The organism is Xanthomonas maliensis (assembly GCF_009192945.1).
In the GTDB taxonomy this organism is placed as follows: domain Bacteria; phylum Pseudomonadota; class Gammaproteobacteria; order Xanthomonadales; family Xanthomonadaceae; genus Xanthomonas; species Xanthomonas maliensis.
Genome location: NZ_NSET01000078.1, coordinates 1 through 18,539, shown reverse-complemented (window position 1 = coordinate 18,539; position 18,539 = coordinate 1). Strand labels below are relative to the sequence as shown.

Here is an 18,539-nt window from a genome sequence, read left to right as displayed (position 1 = left end):
GAACCTGCGCATGATCCCCGCTCCACTTCGCAACATCGTCATCGTCGGCGGCGGGACCGCCGGCTGGATGGCGGCAGCCGCCTTCGCGCGCGTGCTCGGATCCAGCGTCAAGGTGCAGCTGGTCGAATCCGAACAGCTGGGCACCGTTGGGGTCGGCGAGGCCACCGTGCCGCATATCAAGGCGTTCAATCAGTTGCTCGGCATCGACGAGGCCACGTTCGTGCGCCAGACCCAGGGCAGCTTCAAGCTCGGCATCGAATTCGTCGATTGGCAGCGACCAGGGACGTCCTACATGCATGGCTTCGGCAGCCAGATCGGCCATCCGCTTGGCCTGCTGCCGTTTCACCAGTACTGGATCAAGCAACACCTGCGCGGTACCGCGCAGCCTTTGGGGGCGTACACGCTCAATACCGTGGCCGCAGCGCGCGGCAAGTTCATGACCTCGGCCGGCGATGTGCCGGCCAACTCGCCGCTGGCCAATATCGCTTACGCCTATCACTTCGATGCAGCGCTCTATGCGGGATTCTTGCGTCGCTTCGCCGAGGCGCGCGGCGTCACCCGGATCGAAGGCATGGTCGAGCAGGTGCAGTTGCATCCGGAAACAGGCGATGTGCAGTCGGTGCGACTCGCCTCCGGTCAAACCATTGCCGGCGAGCTGTTTATCGATTGCTCCGGCTTTCGCGGCCTGTTGATCGAAGAGGCCCTGCACACCGGCTATCACGATTTCACCCAATGGCTGCCCTGCGATCGCGCATTGGCCGTGCCCTGCGAAAAGACCGCTGCGCCGACACCGTACACCCGCTGCACTGCGCGCGCGGCCGGTTGGCAATGGCGCATCCCGCTGCAGCACCGCACCGGCAACGGCTACGTGTATTGCAGTGCGCATCTCAGCGACGACGACGCGGCTGCCACCCTGCTCGCCAACCTGGACGGCAGGCCGCTGGCCGACCCGCGCCCGCTGCGCTTCACCACTGGCCGCCGCAAGCAGTTCTGGAACCGCAATGTCGTCGCCCTGGGACTGGCCAGCGGCTTTCTTGAGCCGCTGGAATCGACCAGCATCCACTTGATCCAGTCCGGCATCTCCAAGCTGCTGGAACTGTTCCCGCGCGAAGGCATCAGTCCGGTGCTGGTACAACGCTACAACGATCGCCTGGCCTTCGAGTTCGACCGCATTCGCGATTTCCTGGTGCTGCACTATCACGCCAACGAACGCGACGAGCCGTTCTGGCGCCACTGCCGCGAGCAGCCGCTCCCCGACGGACTACAGGCCACGCTGGCGCTGTTCCGCGACAGCGGACGCTTCTACCGCAATGGCGAGGAGATGTTTGCCGAAATCAGCTGGGTGCAGGTGATGGTGGGCCAAGGTATCCTGCCGCGCAGCTACCATCCGTTGGTGGACCAGGTGCCCGACGTGGAGACCCAGGGCTTTCTGGACAGCGTCGCGCGCACGATCTCTCACTGCGTGGACGTCATGCCGAGCCACCAGCAATTCATCGATCGCCATTGCAAGGCCGCGGCTGGCTGAGCATCGGACCTGCTGCGCGGTCGCCGCGCGGCACGCCTTCAATCCGCTTGGATGCCCGTCCGGGACGTGCCGCTGCGGTCGTCTCCGGGCGCAGCGCTGACGCCTGGCCGCAGCACCGGGCGGCAGTGGCACCAAGACCCGGTCGGCGCCAGGCAAAAAAAAGGATCGGACACAGGGCCCGACCCCTTCGAAGCCGGGACACGCCCGGCAGACAATGATTGGCACAGCTTCCGACTGACATCGGACCCGGCGCATCGTACGCAGACTTTAACTTTAAAGCAACACTTTAATAATTATCTCTCAACGCATTGATTTATATCAGCTTACGTCCGCTACTATCGACTGGCTGCACTGATCTCCAGCTGGATCGCCCGTGCCGCTGCCGCCGGGTCGGCGGCGAGCCGAATCGGACGGCCGACCACGATGGCGTCGGCACCGTCGGCAAAGGCCTCGGCCACGCCGACGGTGCGCTGCTGGTCGTCGCCGACCGGGCCGCCTGGGCGGATGCCCGGGCAGACGATCGAGAACGCCGGCCCGGTGGCGCGGCGGATCGGTCCGGCTTCCTGCCCCGAGGCGATCACGCCGTCGATGCCGGCGGCCTGGGCGGCCAGCGCGCGCTCCACCACCACCTCCACCGGCGCGCGATCGATGCCCATCGCCGCCAGATCCGGCTGGCCCATCGAGGTCAGCACGGTCACCGCCAACAGCCGCATGTCGCCCTGGTTGGCCTCGGCTGCGGCCTGCAGCATGCCGGCATGCCAGCCATGCACGGTGCAATAGCTCACCGGCCATTGCGACAAGCGGCGGATGGTGCCGGCCACGGTTGCCGGGATGTCGAAGAACTTCAGGTCCACGAACACGCGCTTGTCGCGCTTGGCCAGCGCATCGAGCACCTGGAAGTACTCGCCGGACGCCAGCAGTTCCATGCCGATCTTGTAGAACGACACCGACTCGCCCAGGCGGTCGATCCAGGCAATTGCCTCGTCATGGCCGGGGACGTCCAGTGCGAAGATCAACCGCTCGTGTGCGGTCAACGGCAGCGGCGGGCGGCTCATCGGGCCAGCTCCAGCGCCGCCCGCTTGGCAGCGTGACGCACCTGCCAGGGCTGGGAATAATCGTTGTTGAACTGCGCCGGTTCCCAACCACCGTAGCTGGGATTGGGCAGCATCCACCAGCGCTCGCCGAACCAGTCGTGGTATTGCTGCAACAAGGCGCTGCGGGCGGCGCCGGTGTTGGCGCTGACCTGCACGAAGTCGCCCAACTGGTCGCCGAATTGCATCAGTACGCGGTATTTCTGCCCGGCCAGCTGCCGGCGGCAATTCTTCTCGCTGCCGTTCTGCTCGCAGCCCTGCACCACCGTGCCCAGGCCCAGGAAGACGCTGTCATCGGCGACCGGCAGGCCGACACTGCGCAGGTTGGCCAGGGTGGCGTCCTTCAAGTGCACGGCGCGGTTGGAGATGTAGACCAGGGTGATGCCACGGGCGGTGGCGGCTTTGGCGAAGTCCAGCACGCCCGGTATCGGCTTGGCCTTCTTCTCGGCCACCCACTGGTCCCAGCTCAGTTCGTCGTATTCCTTGCCATCGCGCACCAGACGCGCCTGGTAGGGCGAGTTGTCCAGCACGGTCTCGTCCACGTCCAGCACCACCGCTGGCTTCAGACCGGTCGCGGCATTGCCGCGCTCCTCCGGTACCAGTGCGTCCCAGTTGGAGTGCTTGAGGGCCTCGTCCAGCTTGTCGGCGGCGGCGCGATAGGTCTGCTCGGCCACCGCGCGGTATTCCTCCGAACGCTGCATCCACAGCACGGCGTTGAGATTGTCGTCGCCCGCGGGCGTAGCCGCCGACGCGGCAGCGGCCGGCGCAGGTGGCGTGGTCGATGCCGGTGCCTGCGACGATGGCGAGGCGGCGCCGTCCTGGGACGCAGGCTTGCAGGCGCTCAAGGCCAGCACGGCGCAGGCGAGCAGGGACAACGGGGCGTAAGGGCGCATGGCATCACCAGGTCGAACGGAGCGAAGAGCGGCGATTTTAGCCGGTTCACGTGCGCCTGCCCTGGCCAGGTTCGGCGTGGGCGCGGCAGCCGTCTGCGACGGCGTGTGGCCGACGCGCATCGACACGCCGCCTGGCGATGACCTGCAGGCCGTGGCGGCATGCAGACCCGCGCGCGCCTGCTGGCAGACTCCGGACAGCGCAGCGACCGCCATGGCTCTATGCTTGTTGACTGATCGCCCAGGAGTCCGCCGCATGTCCGATACCCCCGCACCGCCCGTTCTCGACGTCGCCCAGGCCCGCGTGCTCGGCTGCCTGATCGAGAAGGAGGCGACCACGCCGGATGCGTATCCGCTGACGGTCAACGCCGCCCAGGTCGCCGCCAATCAGAAGACTGCACGCGAGCCAGTCCTGAACCTGCAGACCGGCGCGGTCCATCACGCCCTGCGCCAGCTGGAAACGCTCGGCCTGGTGCGCCAGCAGTTCTCCTCGCGTGCCGAGCGCTACGAGCACAAGCTCGGCAGTGCGCTGGACCTGACCCGCCAGCAGGTCGCTCTGCTTGGCCTGCTGCTGTTGCGCGGCGCGCAAACCCTGGGCGAGTTGTTCGCCCGCAGCGAACGCCTGGCGCGCTTCAACGATAGCGACGACGTCCGTCACCATCTCGAGCGGCTGGTGCAGCGGGGACTGGCTGCGCCGTTGCCGCGTGCCAGCGGACAGCGCGAGGACCGCTACGCGCACCTGCTGAGCGGTGCGCTGGATGTGGAAGCATTGCAGGCGGCCGCCGCACGCGCCGCGCCGACAGCGCGCGGCGGCGGCGACAGCAGCGAGCTCGAAGCGCGCGTGCAGGCGCTGGAAGAGCAGTTGCAGGAACTGCGCGCGCAGGTGGCCGACCTGCACGCCCGTCTGGGCGAGTGATCGCGCGGTAGGTCAGGTGATCGCCGGCACGCGCTCCAGCACGCCACCGGCGAAATCGACCTGAATCGGCAGATCCGGCCGATGCGCGTAGCCGATATAGCAGTCGCAGCGTGCATTGGGGCAACTGCGTGGACGGAGCTGGGCGGCGAAGCTGCCGTCGTAGAGGTTACCCAATGGGGTGGCGACGAAATGGCAGCGCCGCACGTTGCCGTCGCCATCCACCGACACCACCGACTCGCCGGTCAGACACGGCTGGCCGAAGCTGGGTGGCGGATCGAGGCTGTAGCCGAAGTGCGGATCGATCCGCGTCAGCCGCCTCACCTGCTCGGGCGTGTAGTAGTCCGGCGGGCGTGGATCGAACGCGTTGAGCCACATCGGCGTGCTGTCCGGCAAGGCGGCACGCAGCGCTTCGATTTCCTCCAGATGCGCGTGCGCGGCGACCATGCCCACGCTGTGGCGGACACCACGCTCGCGTAGCGCCTGGCAGCGTCGCAAGAAGGCAACGCGGCTCACCTGGCTGGGGTGATAGGTGCACCACAGGGCCAACCGCCGAAGATTGGCGCGCTCCAGCCAGCGCATGCCCACACACAGGTTGGTCTGGATCGCCACGCGCCGTAGCTGCGGCAGCTGGCTCAGCTGCACCATCGCTTCACGGTAATGCCGTCGCACCAGGCCTTCGCCCCAGGGCGTGAACAGGATCGACAACGGCCGCGTCTGCGCCTGTGCCCAGGCGACGAAACGCGCCACCTCCTGCGCATCGCGCCGCAGCGCGGCGGCACTGTCGTAAGTCTTGGCGAACGGACAGTAATCGCAGCTGTAGTTACAGCTGCTGAGCCGGCCGCGATAGAGCACAGACAAATGCATCAGCGGCTTACCCGACCTGGTACTGCTGCATGCGCTCGGCGATCGCCGCCGAGGTCAGCCACGGGCCAATGGTGTCGGCGCGCTCCATGCCGGCCGCAGTGAGCATGAGCAACCGGCCCTGCCACTCGGCCAGCCCCAACACCAGCAACTCGTGCAACTGCGGCAAGGCCTGCAAGCAGTCCACCCCAAAGCGTTGACGGAAGTCGTCGCCATCCAGTCCCGGCACCACCAGCAGCGACTGGATCGCATACCGCCGCCAGGCATCGTCGCCGTCCAGCGCAATGCCGTAGTCGGCGTACGCGAAACTGGCCGGATCGCGCTGCAGGTAGTGGTCGAGAATGTCCGCCACCGAGCGCCGACTGACCCCGTATTCGCTGGAGTAATGCAGGCCGCGGGTATACGAACGCGCCCCGCAACCGATGCCGACCATGCCATCGCTCTGGCAGCAATACAGCGGCGCATCGGCATCGCGTGCATGCGGTGCGCGGAACATGCGCATCGACACCTGGGTATAGCCAGCCGCCCGCAACCGGTCGCGTCCGGCCCGATACAGCGCCAAGCGCGTATCCAGCGGCTCGGGCTGCAACACGAAGCGGCGGCGGCCGCCAGCCTTGGCCTCGATCCGGCCCAGACCGGTCATCGGCCGAACGTACAGCGGGTACAGATAAAGTTCTTCCGGGGCGAACGCCAGGGCGCTGTCGATCGATGCCAGAAAACTCTCCACGGTCTGACCGGCAATGCCGTAGATCAGGTCCAGATTCAACGTGGGAATGCCCTGCTCGCGAATGATGGCAATTGCCCGTTCCACCGTCTCGCGCTGCTGCGGCCGTACCAAGGCGCTCACCTCGGTGGCGCTGAAGCTCTGGATGCCCATGCTGACGCGATCGATGCCAGCCTGCCGACAGACGCGCAACCGCGCGGCGTCGACGGTTTCCGGCGAGACCTCGATGCCAGCCGGAATCGCCTCCAGCGCGATGTTTGCGTGGCGCGCCACCATGTCGAACACGCGCTGCAACTGCGCGGCCTCGAGATAACTCGGCGTTCCGCCCCCCATCGCAAAGCGCACGAACCGGTGCTCGCCCAGCGCCTGAACGGCTGCCTGCAGTTGCCGTTCCATCTGCGCCAGATAGGCCTCCACCTGCGCCGGCGCCGGGCGTGCCAGCGCGAACAGATTGCAGAACCCGCAACGGTACGAACAGAACGGGATATGCAGGTACAGGAACAACGCCTGGCGGGGCTCGTCGGCCCACACCCGCTGCAGCGGCACGGCCGGCTGCAGCGGCCGGTAGCTGGTTTTATGCGGATACGAGTACGAGTAGGCCTGATAGGGCGGCAAGGCCAGCAGGTCGGCCAGCGTGGGCAGGCTCATGGCGTCACCAGGAAATGGGCGTAGGGCACGGTCATCACCACCTCGTGGGCCAAGCGGTGGCCGTGATAGCCATCTTCGCCATAGGCGGTACCGTGATCGGAACAGACGATGGCGAACGCGCCGCCGCGCGCGCGCAGCGCCGTGAACAACGGCGCCAATGCTGCATCGACGTAGCGCAGCGCGGCGCAATGGCTGTCGAAATCGTCATGGGTGGCGCCCGGGACATAGTGTCGGTTGGGCTGATGCAAGGCCGAGACGTTGATGAACAAGAAACAGCGTGTGTCGCGCAAGTCTGATTCACCCAGCCGCGCGCAGGCCAAGGCCACCTGCCGCTCGGTCGAATCGGGCGCGGTGACGCCGAAGTCCGGCGTCCAGTGGCTCTCCTGGAACAGGCCAGGCAGCTGCAGGCCCAGCGCATTGCGTTTGTTGAAAAAGCCGGTGCCGCCGATGCACAGCGTGTGATACCCGCAGCGCGCCAGGCCATCGACGATGTCGCCACTCTCGGCGAACACCTGGGTCTGGGCGACGATGGTCTCGCTGCCATCGAAGGCCAGCGCGAACAGGCGTGGATGCGGCCCCTGACGCGCGGGCGTGGGCAGAAAGCCGGCGAAGAAGGCCATATGGGCGGCGTAGGTGAAGCTGCCCGGCGTGTGCCGCCGTTCCCAGCCGTCGGCCGGCAGATACGGCGCCAGCACCGGCAACTCGCCACGCGCGAAGCAGCGCTGCGCGGCGTCGTAGCGCAAGGTATCCAGGGTCATCAGCACGATGTCGCGCGTACCGACGATGGCACGCATGTCAGGCAGTCGCTCAGCCATGCCGCCGTCGCTCGTCGAGGCTGAGGGCGGCGACACTGCCGAGCGCCGCCTGATCTTCATAGGTGGTGCGTCCCTGCCAGCGCAACTCCGGCAGCAGGTCGCCGAAGCCATTGGCTTCCAACACGTGGCAGCGCCCGGCGCGCTGGATCAGATCGAAGCCGATCATGCGGCAATCGGCGAACGCGCGCGCGGCCTGCGCCACGGTGGCGGCGATCACCGTATCGCCTTCGACGGTTTGCCACCCCTGCGCGGGGAGGCGTCGGTTGCCCAGATGCAGATTGGTCAGCGCCCCGCGGCTGGCACGCGCCACCCGTTGCCGCGCTACGCCATCCAGCGCGATCACGCGCAGGTCGTAGTGATAGCCGGGCACGCCGGGCGCGCGCGGCTTGGGGATCCACTGCTCCAGATACGCGCCCTGCGCGGCGATCGCATCGACCAGGGCGGCGATCTCGGCCTGACGGGTATAGCGACGCTGCCGCAACGCATTGAACACGCGCACGCGGCCCTGCTCCACCACCAGCTCGGCCGAGCCGCTGGCGATCTCGCGACCATCGCGGTGCCAGCGATAGGCCAGCACGCCAGCGCCGGAGGATCCGTAGCGCGGCTTGAGAAAGGCCTGGGTACAGCCCGCTGCCTGCAGGCAGGCGCGCAGGTCGTCATAGCCGCCGACGCTGCCCAGCAGCGTTGGAACGGCGACGCCTGCAGCAGCCAGACGCTGCTGACAGCGGAGCTTGTCGGTCATCGCCAGCAGGCCAGTGGGCGGATTCAGATAGTGCGCGGGCGGCAGCGAGTCGAGCAAGTCCGCAAACCCCGCATACCACAGCTGTTGGTGCGCCAGTTCCCCATGCGCCAGCGGGGCCGGTGCGGGGCCGTGCGCTCCCAGCCGACGCCAGCCGCGCAACAGCAGCGCCTGATGCAACGCGGGCGCTTCGCCGGGCGACTCCAGCTTGACCCACGCCGCAGGGTGCCGCGTCAGCCACTCCTGCAGCGGGACGGCAGTGTCCAGCAGGTCCAGATAATCGAACACCGCTGCCGCCGGCTGTCCCTGCGCCTGCAATGCCTGCTGTAGGGCCGCGATCCTGCGGCTATTCCGCGGCCCCACCAGAACCCAACGCGCGCTCACGTCACTCGGAGACGGCGACGTAACGCTCGCCGTCGTCTTCCTCTTCGGGATCCTCCAGGATCACCGTCGCCGGCAGCGCCGCCAGTCGCGCCTGCCAGTCGGCCGAGATGTAGTGATGACTCAGATCGATGCGCTGCAACTGGCCCAGCTGTGTGCTTTCCACCAGCGCGCGCGCACCGGCATCGCCGATGGTGCCCAGTGACAGATCCAGCGTCTCCAGCGTGCCCAGCCACGGCTGGACAGCCAGCCAGCGCGCCAGTTCGTCGCTATTGGCGGCATTGCGCAGGCCCAGGTAGCGCAGGCGTTCCGGTCCGATAGCCGCCAGCAGCTGCTGGTAGGTGCCAAGATCGCCGTCGTAGCCGTAATCCTCTACACCCAGCCACAGTTCCAGATGCCGCAATGACGGCAACGTCGACGCTGCAATCGCCTGCACGATGGCCGACGGCAGGCCACCGCATTCGATCGCCAGCTCCTGCAACCGCGCATGCGTGAACGGGGTGAGCACCAGGTTCGAGGACCCGCGGATGCGCAGCGACTCCAACGCCGGAAACGCGGCCAGCAGCGGGGTGTAGTCGGTCTGGATGATCCAGGAGATCTCGCAGTCCTCGTAGGTCATGTCGCCAACGAACAGCGCGCGCAGCGCCGGCAGTTCGTCGCGGCGTTCGATCAGCCGCTGCAGATAGCCGCTGGGGCCTTCCTCTTGCGATTCGCGCCACGCACCGATGACCAGGGCCTGGATGCTGGCCGGGTCGACCTGCGCCAGCAGGCTGTCGAGCAATGCCGCCTGGGTGTCCTCGCCGTCGTATTCCTGGCGCAGCCGGTAGACCACATCCCCACCGCTGGCCGGCTGATCGACCCTGAAGTCCACCACGCGCTTGCCACGATAGAATTCCGAGTACTGACTAATCGTCATCAGCCTTGCCTCCCTGGCGTTGTGAAGCGACAGGATAGCCGTAACTCCGTGGCAGCCTCGTTAATCGGGGTCTGGCGTAACAGTCGCCCCGCGCAACACCCTCGTTGTGCGGGCTTGCTGCCGCCGAGGCTGGAAATGCATCGTGCGTGTAAGCGACATGCAGGCCTGCTGGTGCAATCCCAGGACAGGTAGATCCTATCCGCTCAGCGGCGCATGCCGCCGCCAAGATCGATCGTGTAGTACGCCAGCGCAGCGGCGCCGGGACTCAGCACCCGCAGGCCCTCCCGCTGCAGACCGAGTGCTTCCAATGCGCGGATCGATGCCGCATTGTCCGGCGAGACGATCGCACAGAGCTGGCGCAATCCCAGAATCGTGTGGGCGTAGTCCAGCACGGCCTGCCCAGCTTCGCTCACGTAGCCCTTGCCCCGGTGCGCGGGCAACAGCGCGAACCCCAGATGCGGCACCGGCAGGCCTTCGCGACACAGCAGACCCAAGGTGCCCACAAAGTGGCCACCGTCACGTGTTTCCAGCGCCCAGTGCGCGAAGCCGTGGCGTTTCTGATGCGCCTGCGCCCACTCGCGCAAATGCTCGCTTGCCTGTGCGCGGGTGCGCACCCCACGGTCATTGATCCCGGCGATGAACGCTGGGTCGTTGACCAGCACAAGCATCGCCTCGGCATCGCGCTCGGGATCGAGCAGGCGCAGCCGCAACCGCGTGGTTTCGAGGATGACGCTCACGGCATGCTCCGCTGTCGGGAGAATCAGACTGCCGTGCGGTGGCTGCGCTGACAAGTCCGCTCCCCCTGCAGGCAGGCGATGCACGGTGTTTTTGCCTTCGCCGATGCCGAGGTCGCCAACTGCATCGGAGTTGATTCGGCTACTTCAGCACAATACCGCGCCGACCGGGTGCCGGCCGCTGCTTGCTTCGCCAGCCGTCGTCCAACCGACACCTACTGCCGCAATCGTGCAGGCGCTATCGGCCAGCGATTGCGCGTCGCGGCGAGCGGCGCGATCAGTCGAACAAGGCTTGAATCGCCGCGATGCCCGCGGTCGCACGTTCTTTCTTGCGTTCGGCGTCGGCAACCGGATCGGCACCATCGCGTTGCAGCTCAGCCGCCGGGATCTCGTCGAAGAAGCGGCTGGGCTTGAGCCGCACATGCTCGCCGAACTTACGCGTGAGCTTGCTGTAGCTCATCCACAACTGTTCTTTGGCACGGGTGATGCCCACGTACAACAAGCGCCGTTCTTCCTGCAGATTGCCTTCTTCCAGGCTCACTTCGTGCGGCAACACGCCATCCTCGCAGCCAACGATGAAGACGTAGCGGAACTCCAGGCCCTTGGAGGCGTGCATGGTCATCATGCGCACCTGGTTGCCGCCCTCGTCCTTGTCGTTGCGCGACAGCAGCGCCAGCTGCGCGGCCAGGTCGCTGGCGCTGGCGCCCCGTGGGCCGCCCTCGAACCACTCGGCCAATTCGTCCAGGTTGCGCTTGCGACGCTGGAAGCCGGCCTCGTCCTTGGACTGATTGCGCAGCTCGTTGAGCAAGCCGGACTTGTCGGCCAGCATGCGCACCAGCTCGCCGGCCGGCATGCTGCTCGCATGCTGGCGCATCTCGCGCAGGATGTCGGTGAACGCACTCAAGCCGTTGGCCGCACGCGGTGGCAGATGCTGCAATGCGCCCATCGACTCGGCCGCACGCGACATCGGCACCGACTTGCCGCTGGCCAGCTCGGCCAGCCGCGCCAACGAGGTCGCACCGACTTCGCGCTTGGGCGATTGCACCGCACGCAGAAATGCCGCGTCGTCGTCCGGATTGACGATCAGGCGCAACCACGACAGCAAGTCCTTGACCTCCTGCCGTTCCAGGAAGGCGGTGCCGCCGGTGAGGTGGTAGGGCACCCGCAGCAGCTGCAAGGCCTTTTCCAGCGGCCGCGATTGGAAATTGCCGCGGAACAGGATGCAGAAGTCGCTCCACGGCACCTGCTTGGCGGTGCCCAGGAAGGAAATTTCCGCAGCGACCTTTTCCGCCTCGTGCTCGCTGTCGCGGCATTCCCACACGCGAATGCGCTCGCCGTCGGCCTGGTCGCTCCACAGCGTCTTCAGATGCTCGTGCGGGTTGTGCGCGATCAAGGCATTGGCCGCGCGCAGCACGCGATTGGAGCAGCGATAGTTCTGCTCCAGCTTGATGATTTCCAGCGCCGGGTAGTCGCGCCCCATCTGCTGCAGGTTTTCCGGATTGGCGCCGCGCCAGGCGTAGATGCTCTGGTCGTCGTCGCCCACGCAGGTGAAGTTGCCGCGCGGGCCGGCCAGCATCTTCAGCAATCGGTACTGGGCATCGTTGGTGTCCTGGCACTCGTCCACCAGCAGGTAGCCGATACGCTCGCGCCAGCCCAGCACGATCTCTTCGTTGGCTTCCAGGATCTGCACCGGCAAGCGGATCAAATCGTCGAAGTCCACTGCATTGAAGGTGGTCAGCCGCGCCTGATAACGCGCGTACAGACTGGCGGCCTCTTTTTCGCGGGTACTGCGCGCGGCGGCCATCGCCTGCTCGGGGGAGAGGCCGGCATTCTTGGCGCGCGAGATCAGGTTCTTCGCATCCTCGATCGCATCGGGCTTGGCGCCATGCATCAGGTCCTTGATCTGCGCCGCCGCGTCGTCGGAGTCGAAGATCGAAAAGCCACGCTTCAGTCCGGCAGCGGCGTGCTCGATCTGCAGGAACTTCAGCCCCAGCGCGTGGAAGGTACAGATGGTCAGGCCATCGGCGCCGTCGCCGCGGATGCGCTTGGCGACACGCTCGCGCATTTCCTTGGCCGACTTGTTGGTGAAGGTAATCGCGGCGATGCGCTTGGCCGGATAGCGCCCGGTGCCGATCAGGTGGGCGATCTTCTCCACGATCACACGCGTCTTGCCGCTGCCGGCACCGGCCAGCACCAACAGAGGACCTTCGCAGTGCAGCACCGCGGCGCGTTGAGGGGGGTTGAGACCGTGCATAGAAGCGTCCAGGAAGCGCGCCATTGTAACGACGCCCGCTGTCGCTGGCCGCCCCCTGGCCGTTCATCGACGGGTCCACCGCCACGCCTGCCCCATCCCGGTGTGCGTGCCGGCCCGTTAAAATCCCCCGATGGCCAAGCTCTACTTCTACTACTCGGCAATGAATGCCGGCAAGACCACCACCTTGCTGCAATCGGCGCATAACTATCGCGAGCGCGGCATGCGCACGTTGATCCTGACCCCCAAGGTGGACCACCGCGCCGGCAGTGGTGTGGTCGCCTCGCGGATCGGCTTGCGCGCCGAGGGGCGCGCCTTCGACGGTCATCGCGAGCTGCTGCAACTGGTGGTCCAGGACGTGGACCTGCACGGGCCGCTGCATTGCGTGCTGGTCGACGAGGCGCAGTTCCTCAGCCGCGCGCAGGTGTGGCAGCTGAGCGAGGTGGTCGACCGGCTCCGCATCCCGGTGCTGTGCTATGGCTTGCGGACCGATTTCCGCGGCGAGCTGTTCGAAGGCAGCCAGGCATTGCTGGCGTGGGCCGACGAACTGGAGGAGATCAAGACCATCTGCCACAGCGGCAGCAAGGCGACCATGACCGTGCGGGTGGACGCGCAAGGCCACGCCGTCCAGGACGGGCCGCAGGTGGAGATCGGCGGCAACGAGCGCTACGTGTCGGTCAGCCGCGCCGAGTTCAAGAAGATCATGCGCGGCGAAGGCCGCATCGATCCGTTGCAGATCGCCCTGCCGCTGCCGACCGGCAGCGCCTGAGCGACAACCACGCGCGGCAGCGTCCCCCCAGCGGGGCGGCGGAGGCACGCGCTGCCATGCCTTCGGCGACCGCGCGCTCTGTCCGTTTCGTCATCGCGGCCCGAACTGCGGCATATCCATGCCATTGACAAGCAAGCGCCACCGCGGTCCGCTACAGTAAGACGTCCCAATGCTTGGGTGGAATCCATGCATCCGCTGCCTCCGCAGCTGCGCGCCGATGTCGCCTTGGTCGGCCAGCTCTCCTCGGTTCCTGATGTCCTGACCATCTTTGCCCGGCTCACCGACATGCGCTTCACCGCGGTGGCGCGGGTCACCGAGACGCGCTGGATCACCTGCCGTGTCCGTGACGATCTGTCCTTCGGCCTGCAGCCCGGCGATGAACTGCCGTTGGCCACCACGTTCTGTGACAGCGTCCGCTCCGCCGGTCAGCCGATCTTCTTCGGCCATGCCTCCGAGCATCCGACGTACCGCGACCATCCCGTGCCCAAGCTGTACGGCTTCGAGAGTTATGTCTCGGTGCCGATCCGGTTCGATGACGGCAGCGTGTTCGGCACGCTGTGCGCACTGGATACCGAACCGCGCGCGCTCGATCCGGTGCAGGTGGAAAAGGTCGAGCTGCTGGCGCAGGTGCTGGCCAAGCAGATCCAGGCCGAACAACGCGCCGAGCAAAGTGCTCAGGAATCACGCCAGGCACGCAGCGCGCTGGGACGTGCCGGCGCCTCGGCGCGCTTGCGCGAGGAATTCATCGGCATCCTCGGACATGACCTGCGCAATCCCCTGCAATCGATGCATGTGGTGGTGGACGCCTTGGAGATCGATCCACAGCTCGACGCGCGGCATGGCGGCGCGTTCCGCTCGCTGCAGCGCAGCCTGCGGCGGATGGAAGAATTGATCGACTTCAGCTGCGATTTCGCCCGCGGCATCGAGCGCGACTGGCTGCAGGTGGACTATGGCACCGGCGACGATCTGGCCGATGCCTTGGCGCAGGTTGTCGACGAAACCCGCGCGGCCTACCCCAACCAGGTGCTGTCGGCGCATGTGGCGATCGACGAACCGGTGCATGGCGATGCGGTGCGGCTGGCGCAGCTGTTCGGCAGCCTGTTGATCAATGCCGTGGTCCAGGGGCCGCAGCGTTCCCGCATCAAGGCCGTCGCGGTGACCGAACAGGGGCGCCTGCGCATTACCGTGTGCAATCTCGATGGCATCGACCCGCGGCGGCTCGACGTGCTCCGCGCTTCTGCCCAGGTCCACCGCGATGGCGAGACAGTGCAGGCAGTGGAGCTGGGGCTGCATATGGCCGCGCAGATCGCGCAGGCGCATCAAGGCGAATTACGCATTACCAGTGGCGAGGAAGGCGGCAGCTGCTTCCACGTCGAAATGGCCTGCCGGCGGCCGCGCAGCCGCCTGCAATTGGTGCCGACATCCTCGCCGGAGTAAGGATTCCGATACCGGCACCTCAGTAGATCTTGCGCTCATTGACCGGCGGCGGACTCCACTGGTACAGCCAGGTTTCGGTCAAGGGGCGACCATTGGCGCGCAGGAACAGGCGGATATCGATCTGCCCGGTTCCGTCGTCCGGCGGCACCAGGTCGAACATCGCCCGGTAGCCCTTGAGCTCATGCAGCGGGCGCGCCGACACGATTTCGGTGGTGCCGCGCGACACCTGCAGCACCGGCTCGACCTTGGCCTTGGGATCCTTGACCAGCGCGGCCAGCTCGCCGCCGGCAAAGTCCACCGCAAAGCGCCAGGAGAAATGGCTACGCTTCTGCCCGACGATGCCGCCCAGGCCGGTGCGGGTCGCCACGCAGTGCGCCAACGGTGAACTGGCGGGTGGTTGCGCGCCCCAGTACAGCCGGTAACCCAGCAACAGTTCCTGCCCGGGCTGCGGCTTGGCCTGTGGGTTCCAGAACGCCACGATATTGTCGAAGGTCTCGTCCACGGTGGGAATTTCCACCAGCTGTACTGAGCCCTTGCCCCAGCCACTCTTGGGTTCCACCCACAGGCACGGACGCTTCTCGTAGAACACGCCATCGTCCTGGTAGTGATCGAAGTTGCGATCGCGCTGCAGCAGCCCGAACCCACGCGGGTTCTCGTCGACGAACATGTTGAAGCGCAGGTGTGGCGGATTGCACAGCGGCCGCCAGATCCACTCGCCTCCGCCGGTCCACATCGCCAGACCATCGGTGTCGTGGATTTCCGGGCGCCAGTCCCAATCCATCCGCTGATCGTTCTCGCCGACCTGATACATGCTCGTGCATGGCCCAATGCCGAGGCGTTCGATGGTCTTGCGGGGATACAGCGCACTGTCGATGTCCATCAACAGCACATCGCCATTGGTGATGGCAAAGCGGTAGGCGCCAGCGATGCTGGGCGAATCCAGCAAGCCGTAGACCACCACCGTGTTCGAATCGTCGGCGGGCTGTTCCAGGTAATAGGCGATGAAATCGGGAAACTCCTCCGGCCCGCCGGTGCCGGTATCGATCGCAAGGCCACGCGCCGACTGGCCGTATTGGCCCTCCTTGCCAACCGCGCGGAAGTAGCTGGCGCCCAGGAAAGCGGCAAAATCGCGCTCGGTGTCCTTGCGTGTGTTGAGGCGAAACCCCGCAAAGCCCAGGTCCTTGGGTAACTGCTTGCCGCCCAGGCCGCTTTTGCCGTAATCGAACGCAGCCGGGTCATAGGCCAGCTGTTGCGCCTTGCCGTCGACCACGTCGTAGATGTGCACGGGGGTGTGGAAGTACAGCCCAAGATGGAAGAACTTGGCCTGGAACTTGCCATTGCCATCGGCCCACAGTGCGTGGTCCTGGCGATAGCGGATCGACTGGTACTGGTCCCAGTTGAGCGATTCCAGCGGCCCGGGCAGCGTCTGCTTATGGGTCTTGTACGGCGCGCTGGCCAGCGCCCGCGCCTGTCCCTTCAACCACGCAAAGTCGAACGGCTGCGCTTGACCGATCCGGCGCAGGCCGACCGCGTTGGCCGCCAACGCCAACTGCGGCAACGCCGGCAAACCGAGCGCAGCTAATGCGGCAGCGGCATTCTTCAGGAAGTGGCGTCGTTGCATGCGCATCGGTCTGGTGATCGGAGTGGTGGTCATCATAGCCACAGCCCGGCGTCAACGCGCATGCCGATGTGCCGTCGCCGGGACCGAGGGTTCACAGGCATCGGCCAGCCCCAACGCGTCGGCCTGACTGCACAGGAAGCGTCGTTGCGCGAGCGGCTCATCGGGCCCGTCATAGCTCAGCAGGGTCCAACGCTCTTGGGCCTCCATCTGCTGGCCGGTCGCCAGGGTCTGGAAAGGCGCATGCACCTCCAGCTCCAGCAGGCCTTGTTGCGGTTGCTCCGCAGGCGCATCGACATAGAGCTCGACCTGGCCTTGCTCGCGATGGATGAACGCTGTCGGGTAATGGGGGAAGCGAATCACCAGCACCTGCGCCCCGGCAAAGCCGGCCATCCATCCTGCCGACGGTTGCAACAGCAGCTTCCCGCGCTGGATCTGTCCGTCCGTGCGTGGCTCGACACGCAGCGCGAGTACGCCCTTCGCATGTCGATAGGTCGGGGCGACGGTGTTGGGATCGCTGGGCGGCTGCACGCGCACATCCGCCGCGTCGGCAACCGGCACGAAGATCCGCGTGCCGGCAGCGACCCGCGTGTTGAACCAAAGATCCCAGGACACTGCGCTGGCGCGTCGATTTTCTGCACTGACCAGCAGTTCGACGGTATCGGCCCGCTCGGCAGACAGCGCAAAGCGCTTGTGCAGTTGCACACCAGTCACCGGGCTGAAAAGGCCATCGAGTTCGAGCAGAGTTGGCTCCCGCTGCGTGATGCGGGTCGAGGCCAGCGACAGGTAGGGATCCGGCGGCCAGACCGCGCCCTCGGCGGCCCGCTGCGGATTGACCTGTTGATCCCGCCACCACTGGCTTTGCGGGCCCACCCAGACATCATGGCCCAGGTAGGCGATATCACCGGCGGCGGCCGACACCACCGGCGCAGGTTGCTGCTCCACCGCCGGTCCGATCTTGAGCACGTTCGGCTGCCCCGGCCGCTGAAACGCCAGCACACGACCACCGAAGGCGGGTGTGACGGTCAGTTCGATCTGGCGATTGCGCAGAGAAATGCGCTCGACCGGCGTGGCTTGTTGCTGTTCGGCAACGACTTCAACTCCCGCCGAGGGCCCAGCCAAGGCCAACGTTGCAACCAGTGCCGCGGGCAGAAGCGAGCGCGACGGAAGGGGCATGCCGGTCATCCAATCGGAAACGGGCCACGATTGTCGCCCTCGCCGATAGCGCATGCCAGCGCCAGCAAGCCATCGTCGCGACGCTATGCGGCTGACCGACCACTCCGAACGCAGCATGCAACGCGCTGCCCATGGCGCGCGAGCGCTTTCCTTTCGCGCGCTTCAGCGCTGGCAGCTGGGGCACCACACCGTGGCGCGTTGACCGACGCTGGCGTGTCGCAGCGTCCGTCCACACTGCTTGCATGCCTGACCTTCGCGGCCATAGACCAGCAGTTCCTGCTCGAAGTAGCCCGGCGCACCGTCCGGACTGATGAAGTCGCGCAGCGTGGTGCCACCGCGCTGGATCGCATAGCCCAAGATGTCCTGCACCGCAGCTGCGAGCCGGCGGTAGCGCTCCAGTGACACCTTTCCGGCTTCGCGCTGCGGGTGGATACCCGCCCGATGCAGGCTTTCGGCGGCGTAGATGTTACCCACGCCGACGACGACGGCCTGATCCATCAGGAAGCTCTTGACCGGTGCGCGCCGCCCCTGGGCAAGCGCATGCAGATACTCGCCGGTAAACGCCGCCGACAACGGTTCCGGACCCAGCGCGGCCAATAGCGGATGGATCTGCGCCGCGTCCTGCCATAGCAGACACCCGAACCGGCGCGGATCGTTGAACCGCAGCACGCGGCCATTGCGCAGACTGATATCCACATGATCGTGCGCACGTGGCGGCGTATCGCCAGGCAGTACCCGCAAGCTACCTGACATCCCCAGATGCAGCAGGGCGCTTCCGCCCGCATCGGTATCGATCAGCAGGTACTTCGCGCGACGCCGCAACTGGGTGATGTGGGCGCCCGGGAGCCGCTGTTCGATCTCCTCGGGAATGGGCCACCGCAGGTCGGGGCGTCGCAGGATCACCCCGTGAATCCGTTGCCCGAGCAGATGCGGCGACAGTCCACGCAAGGTGGTTTCGACTTCGGGCAATTCGGGCATCGGGTGTCCTAGAGCATCGATCGGCTGCGGGGCGACCGATGCAATATGGTGGTGTCGCTGTGTCAAGCCA

At 66.4% G+C, this 18,539-nt stretch carries 16 protein-coding genes; 4 read left to right on the top strand and 12 right to left on the bottom strand.

The window, feature by feature from the left end; genetic code table 11:
- Window positions 1–10 precede the first annotated feature (10 nt).
- Window positions 11–1,525 carry a tryptophan halogenase family protein gene (locus CKY51_RS20560; RefSeq protein WP_022971457.1) on the top strand — a complete coding sequence of 505 codons (1,515 nt, stop codon included), beginning with the start codon at window positions 11–13 and terminating at the stop codon, window positions 1,523–1,525.
- A gap of 335 nt (window positions 1,526–1,860) precedes the next feature.
- Here CKY51_RS20560 and pyrF read toward each other — a convergent pair whose 3' ends face one another.
- Window positions 1,861–2,580 (bottom strand): orotidine-5'-phosphate decarboxylase, encoded by a 720-nt coding sequence (pyrF, locus tag CKY51_RS20555; RefSeq protein WP_022971456.1) that lies wholly within the window; start codon window positions 2,578–2,580, stop codon window positions 1,861–1,863.
- A complete protein-coding gene (locus CKY51_RS20550) occupies window positions 2,577–3,509 on the bottom strand; it encodes a 5'-nucleotidase, lipoprotein e(P4) family (protein ID WP_031338999.1) in 933 nt (310 codons plus the stop codon). The genes pyrF and CKY51_RS20550 overlap by 4 nt, the downstream gene beginning before the upstream one ends.
- Window positions 3,510–3,762: 253 nt before the next feature.
- Between CKY51_RS20550 and CKY51_RS20545 the strand changes: the two genes are divergently transcribed.
- Window positions 3,763–4,422, top strand: coding sequence for a YceH family protein (locus CKY51_RS20545; protein ID WP_031338997.1), 660 nt, complete (start codon window positions 3,763–3,765; stop codon window positions 4,420–4,422).
- A gap of 12 nt (window positions 4,423–4,434) precedes the next feature.
- Here the strand turns inward: CKY51_RS20545 and CKY51_RS20540 are convergent, their stop codons facing one another.
- The 7 genes from CKY51_RS20540 to rep all read right to left on the bottom strand — a co-directional run bounded on the left by CKY51_RS20540 (window position 4,435) and on the right by rep (window position 12,494).
- Entirely contained in the window at window positions 4,435–5,286 is an 852-nt protein-coding gene (locus CKY51_RS20540) for an STM4011 family radical SAM protein (RefSeq protein ID WP_022971454.1), read from the bottom strand.
- A 7-nt stretch (window positions 5,287–5,293) separates the two neighbouring features.
- Complete coding sequence (locus CKY51_RS20535) at window positions 5,294–6,655, bottom strand: STM4012 family radical SAM protein (RefSeq protein ID WP_022971453.1); 1,362 nt, start codon at window positions 6,653–6,655, stop codon at window positions 5,294–5,296.
- Window positions 6,652–7,449, bottom strand: coding sequence for an STM4013/SEN3800 family hydrolase (locus CKY51_RS20530; protein WP_022971452.1), 798 nt, complete (start codon window positions 7,447–7,449; stop codon window positions 6,652–6,654). The genes CKY51_RS20535 and CKY51_RS20530 overlap by 4 nt, the downstream gene beginning before the upstream one ends.
- A gap of 13 nt (window positions 7,450–7,462) precedes the next feature.
- Window positions 7,463–8,575 (bottom strand): STM4014 family protein, encoded by a 1,113-nt coding sequence (locus CKY51_RS20525; protein ID WP_031338995.1) that lies wholly within the window; start codon window positions 8,573–8,575, stop codon window positions 7,463–7,465.
- A 19-nt stretch (window positions 8,576–8,594) separates the two neighbouring features.
- Complete coding sequence (locus CKY51_RS20520; RefSeq protein WP_152249819.1) at window positions 8,595–9,506, bottom strand: STM4015 family protein; 912 nt, start codon at window positions 9,504–9,506, stop codon at window positions 8,595–8,597.
- Window positions 9,507–9,709: 203 nt separating this feature from the next.
- Window positions 9,710–10,243: a GNAT family N-acetyltransferase gene (locus tag CKY51_RS20515; protein WP_022971449.1), complete on the bottom strand. Its 534-nt coding sequence runs from the start codon at window positions 10,241–10,243 to the stop codon at window positions 9,710–9,712.
- A gap of 274 nt (window positions 10,244–10,517) precedes the next feature.
- Complete coding sequence (gene rep, locus CKY51_RS20510; RefSeq protein WP_022971448.1) at window positions 10,518–12,494, bottom strand: DNA helicase Rep; 1,977 nt, start codon at window positions 12,492–12,494, stop codon at window positions 10,518–10,520.
- 130 nt (window positions 12,495–12,624) lie between these two features.
- On the opposite strand from rep, the gene CKY51_RS20505 reads away from it, so the two are divergent.
- A complete protein-coding gene (locus tag CKY51_RS20505; protein WP_022971447.1) occupies window positions 12,625–13,260 on the top strand; it encodes a thymidine kinase in 636 nt (211 codons plus the stop codon).
- Between the two features lie 186 nt (window positions 13,261–13,446).
- Window positions 13,447–14,697 carry a GAF domain-containing sensor histidine kinase gene (locus CKY51_RS20500; RefSeq protein ID WP_022971446.1) on the top strand — a complete coding sequence of 417 codons (1,251 nt, stop codon included), beginning with the start codon at window positions 13,447–13,449 and terminating at the stop codon, window positions 14,695–14,697.
- A 19-nt stretch (window positions 14,698–14,716) separates the two neighbouring features.
- On the opposite strand, the gene CKY51_RS20495 is transcribed toward CKY51_RS20500, so the two are convergent.
- From CKY51_RS20495 to mutM, 3 genes are all read right to left on the bottom strand, one after another.
- The gene (locus CKY51_RS20495; RefSeq protein WP_152249817.1) at window positions 14,717–16,318 is read right to left on the bottom strand and encodes an OpgD/OpgG family glucan biosynthesis protein; all 1,602 of its coding nucleotides are present in this window, start codon (window positions 16,316–16,318) and stop codon (window positions 14,717–14,719) included.
- 51 nt (window positions 16,319–16,369) lie between these two features.
- On the bottom strand, window positions 16,370–17,500 hold the full coding sequence (locus tag CKY51_RS20490; protein ID WP_022971444.1) for a DUF4380 domain-containing protein: 1,131 nt from the start codon (window positions 17,498–17,500) through the stop codon (window positions 16,370–16,372).
- Between the two features lie 153 nt (window positions 17,501–17,653).
- A complete protein-coding gene (mutM, locus tag CKY51_RS20485; protein WP_022971443.1) occupies window positions 17,654–18,469 on the bottom strand; it encodes a bifunctional DNA-formamidopyrimidine glycosylase/DNA-(apurinic or apyrimidinic site) lyase in 816 nt (271 codons plus the stop codon).
- Window positions 18,470–18,539: the final 70 nt, after the last annotated feature.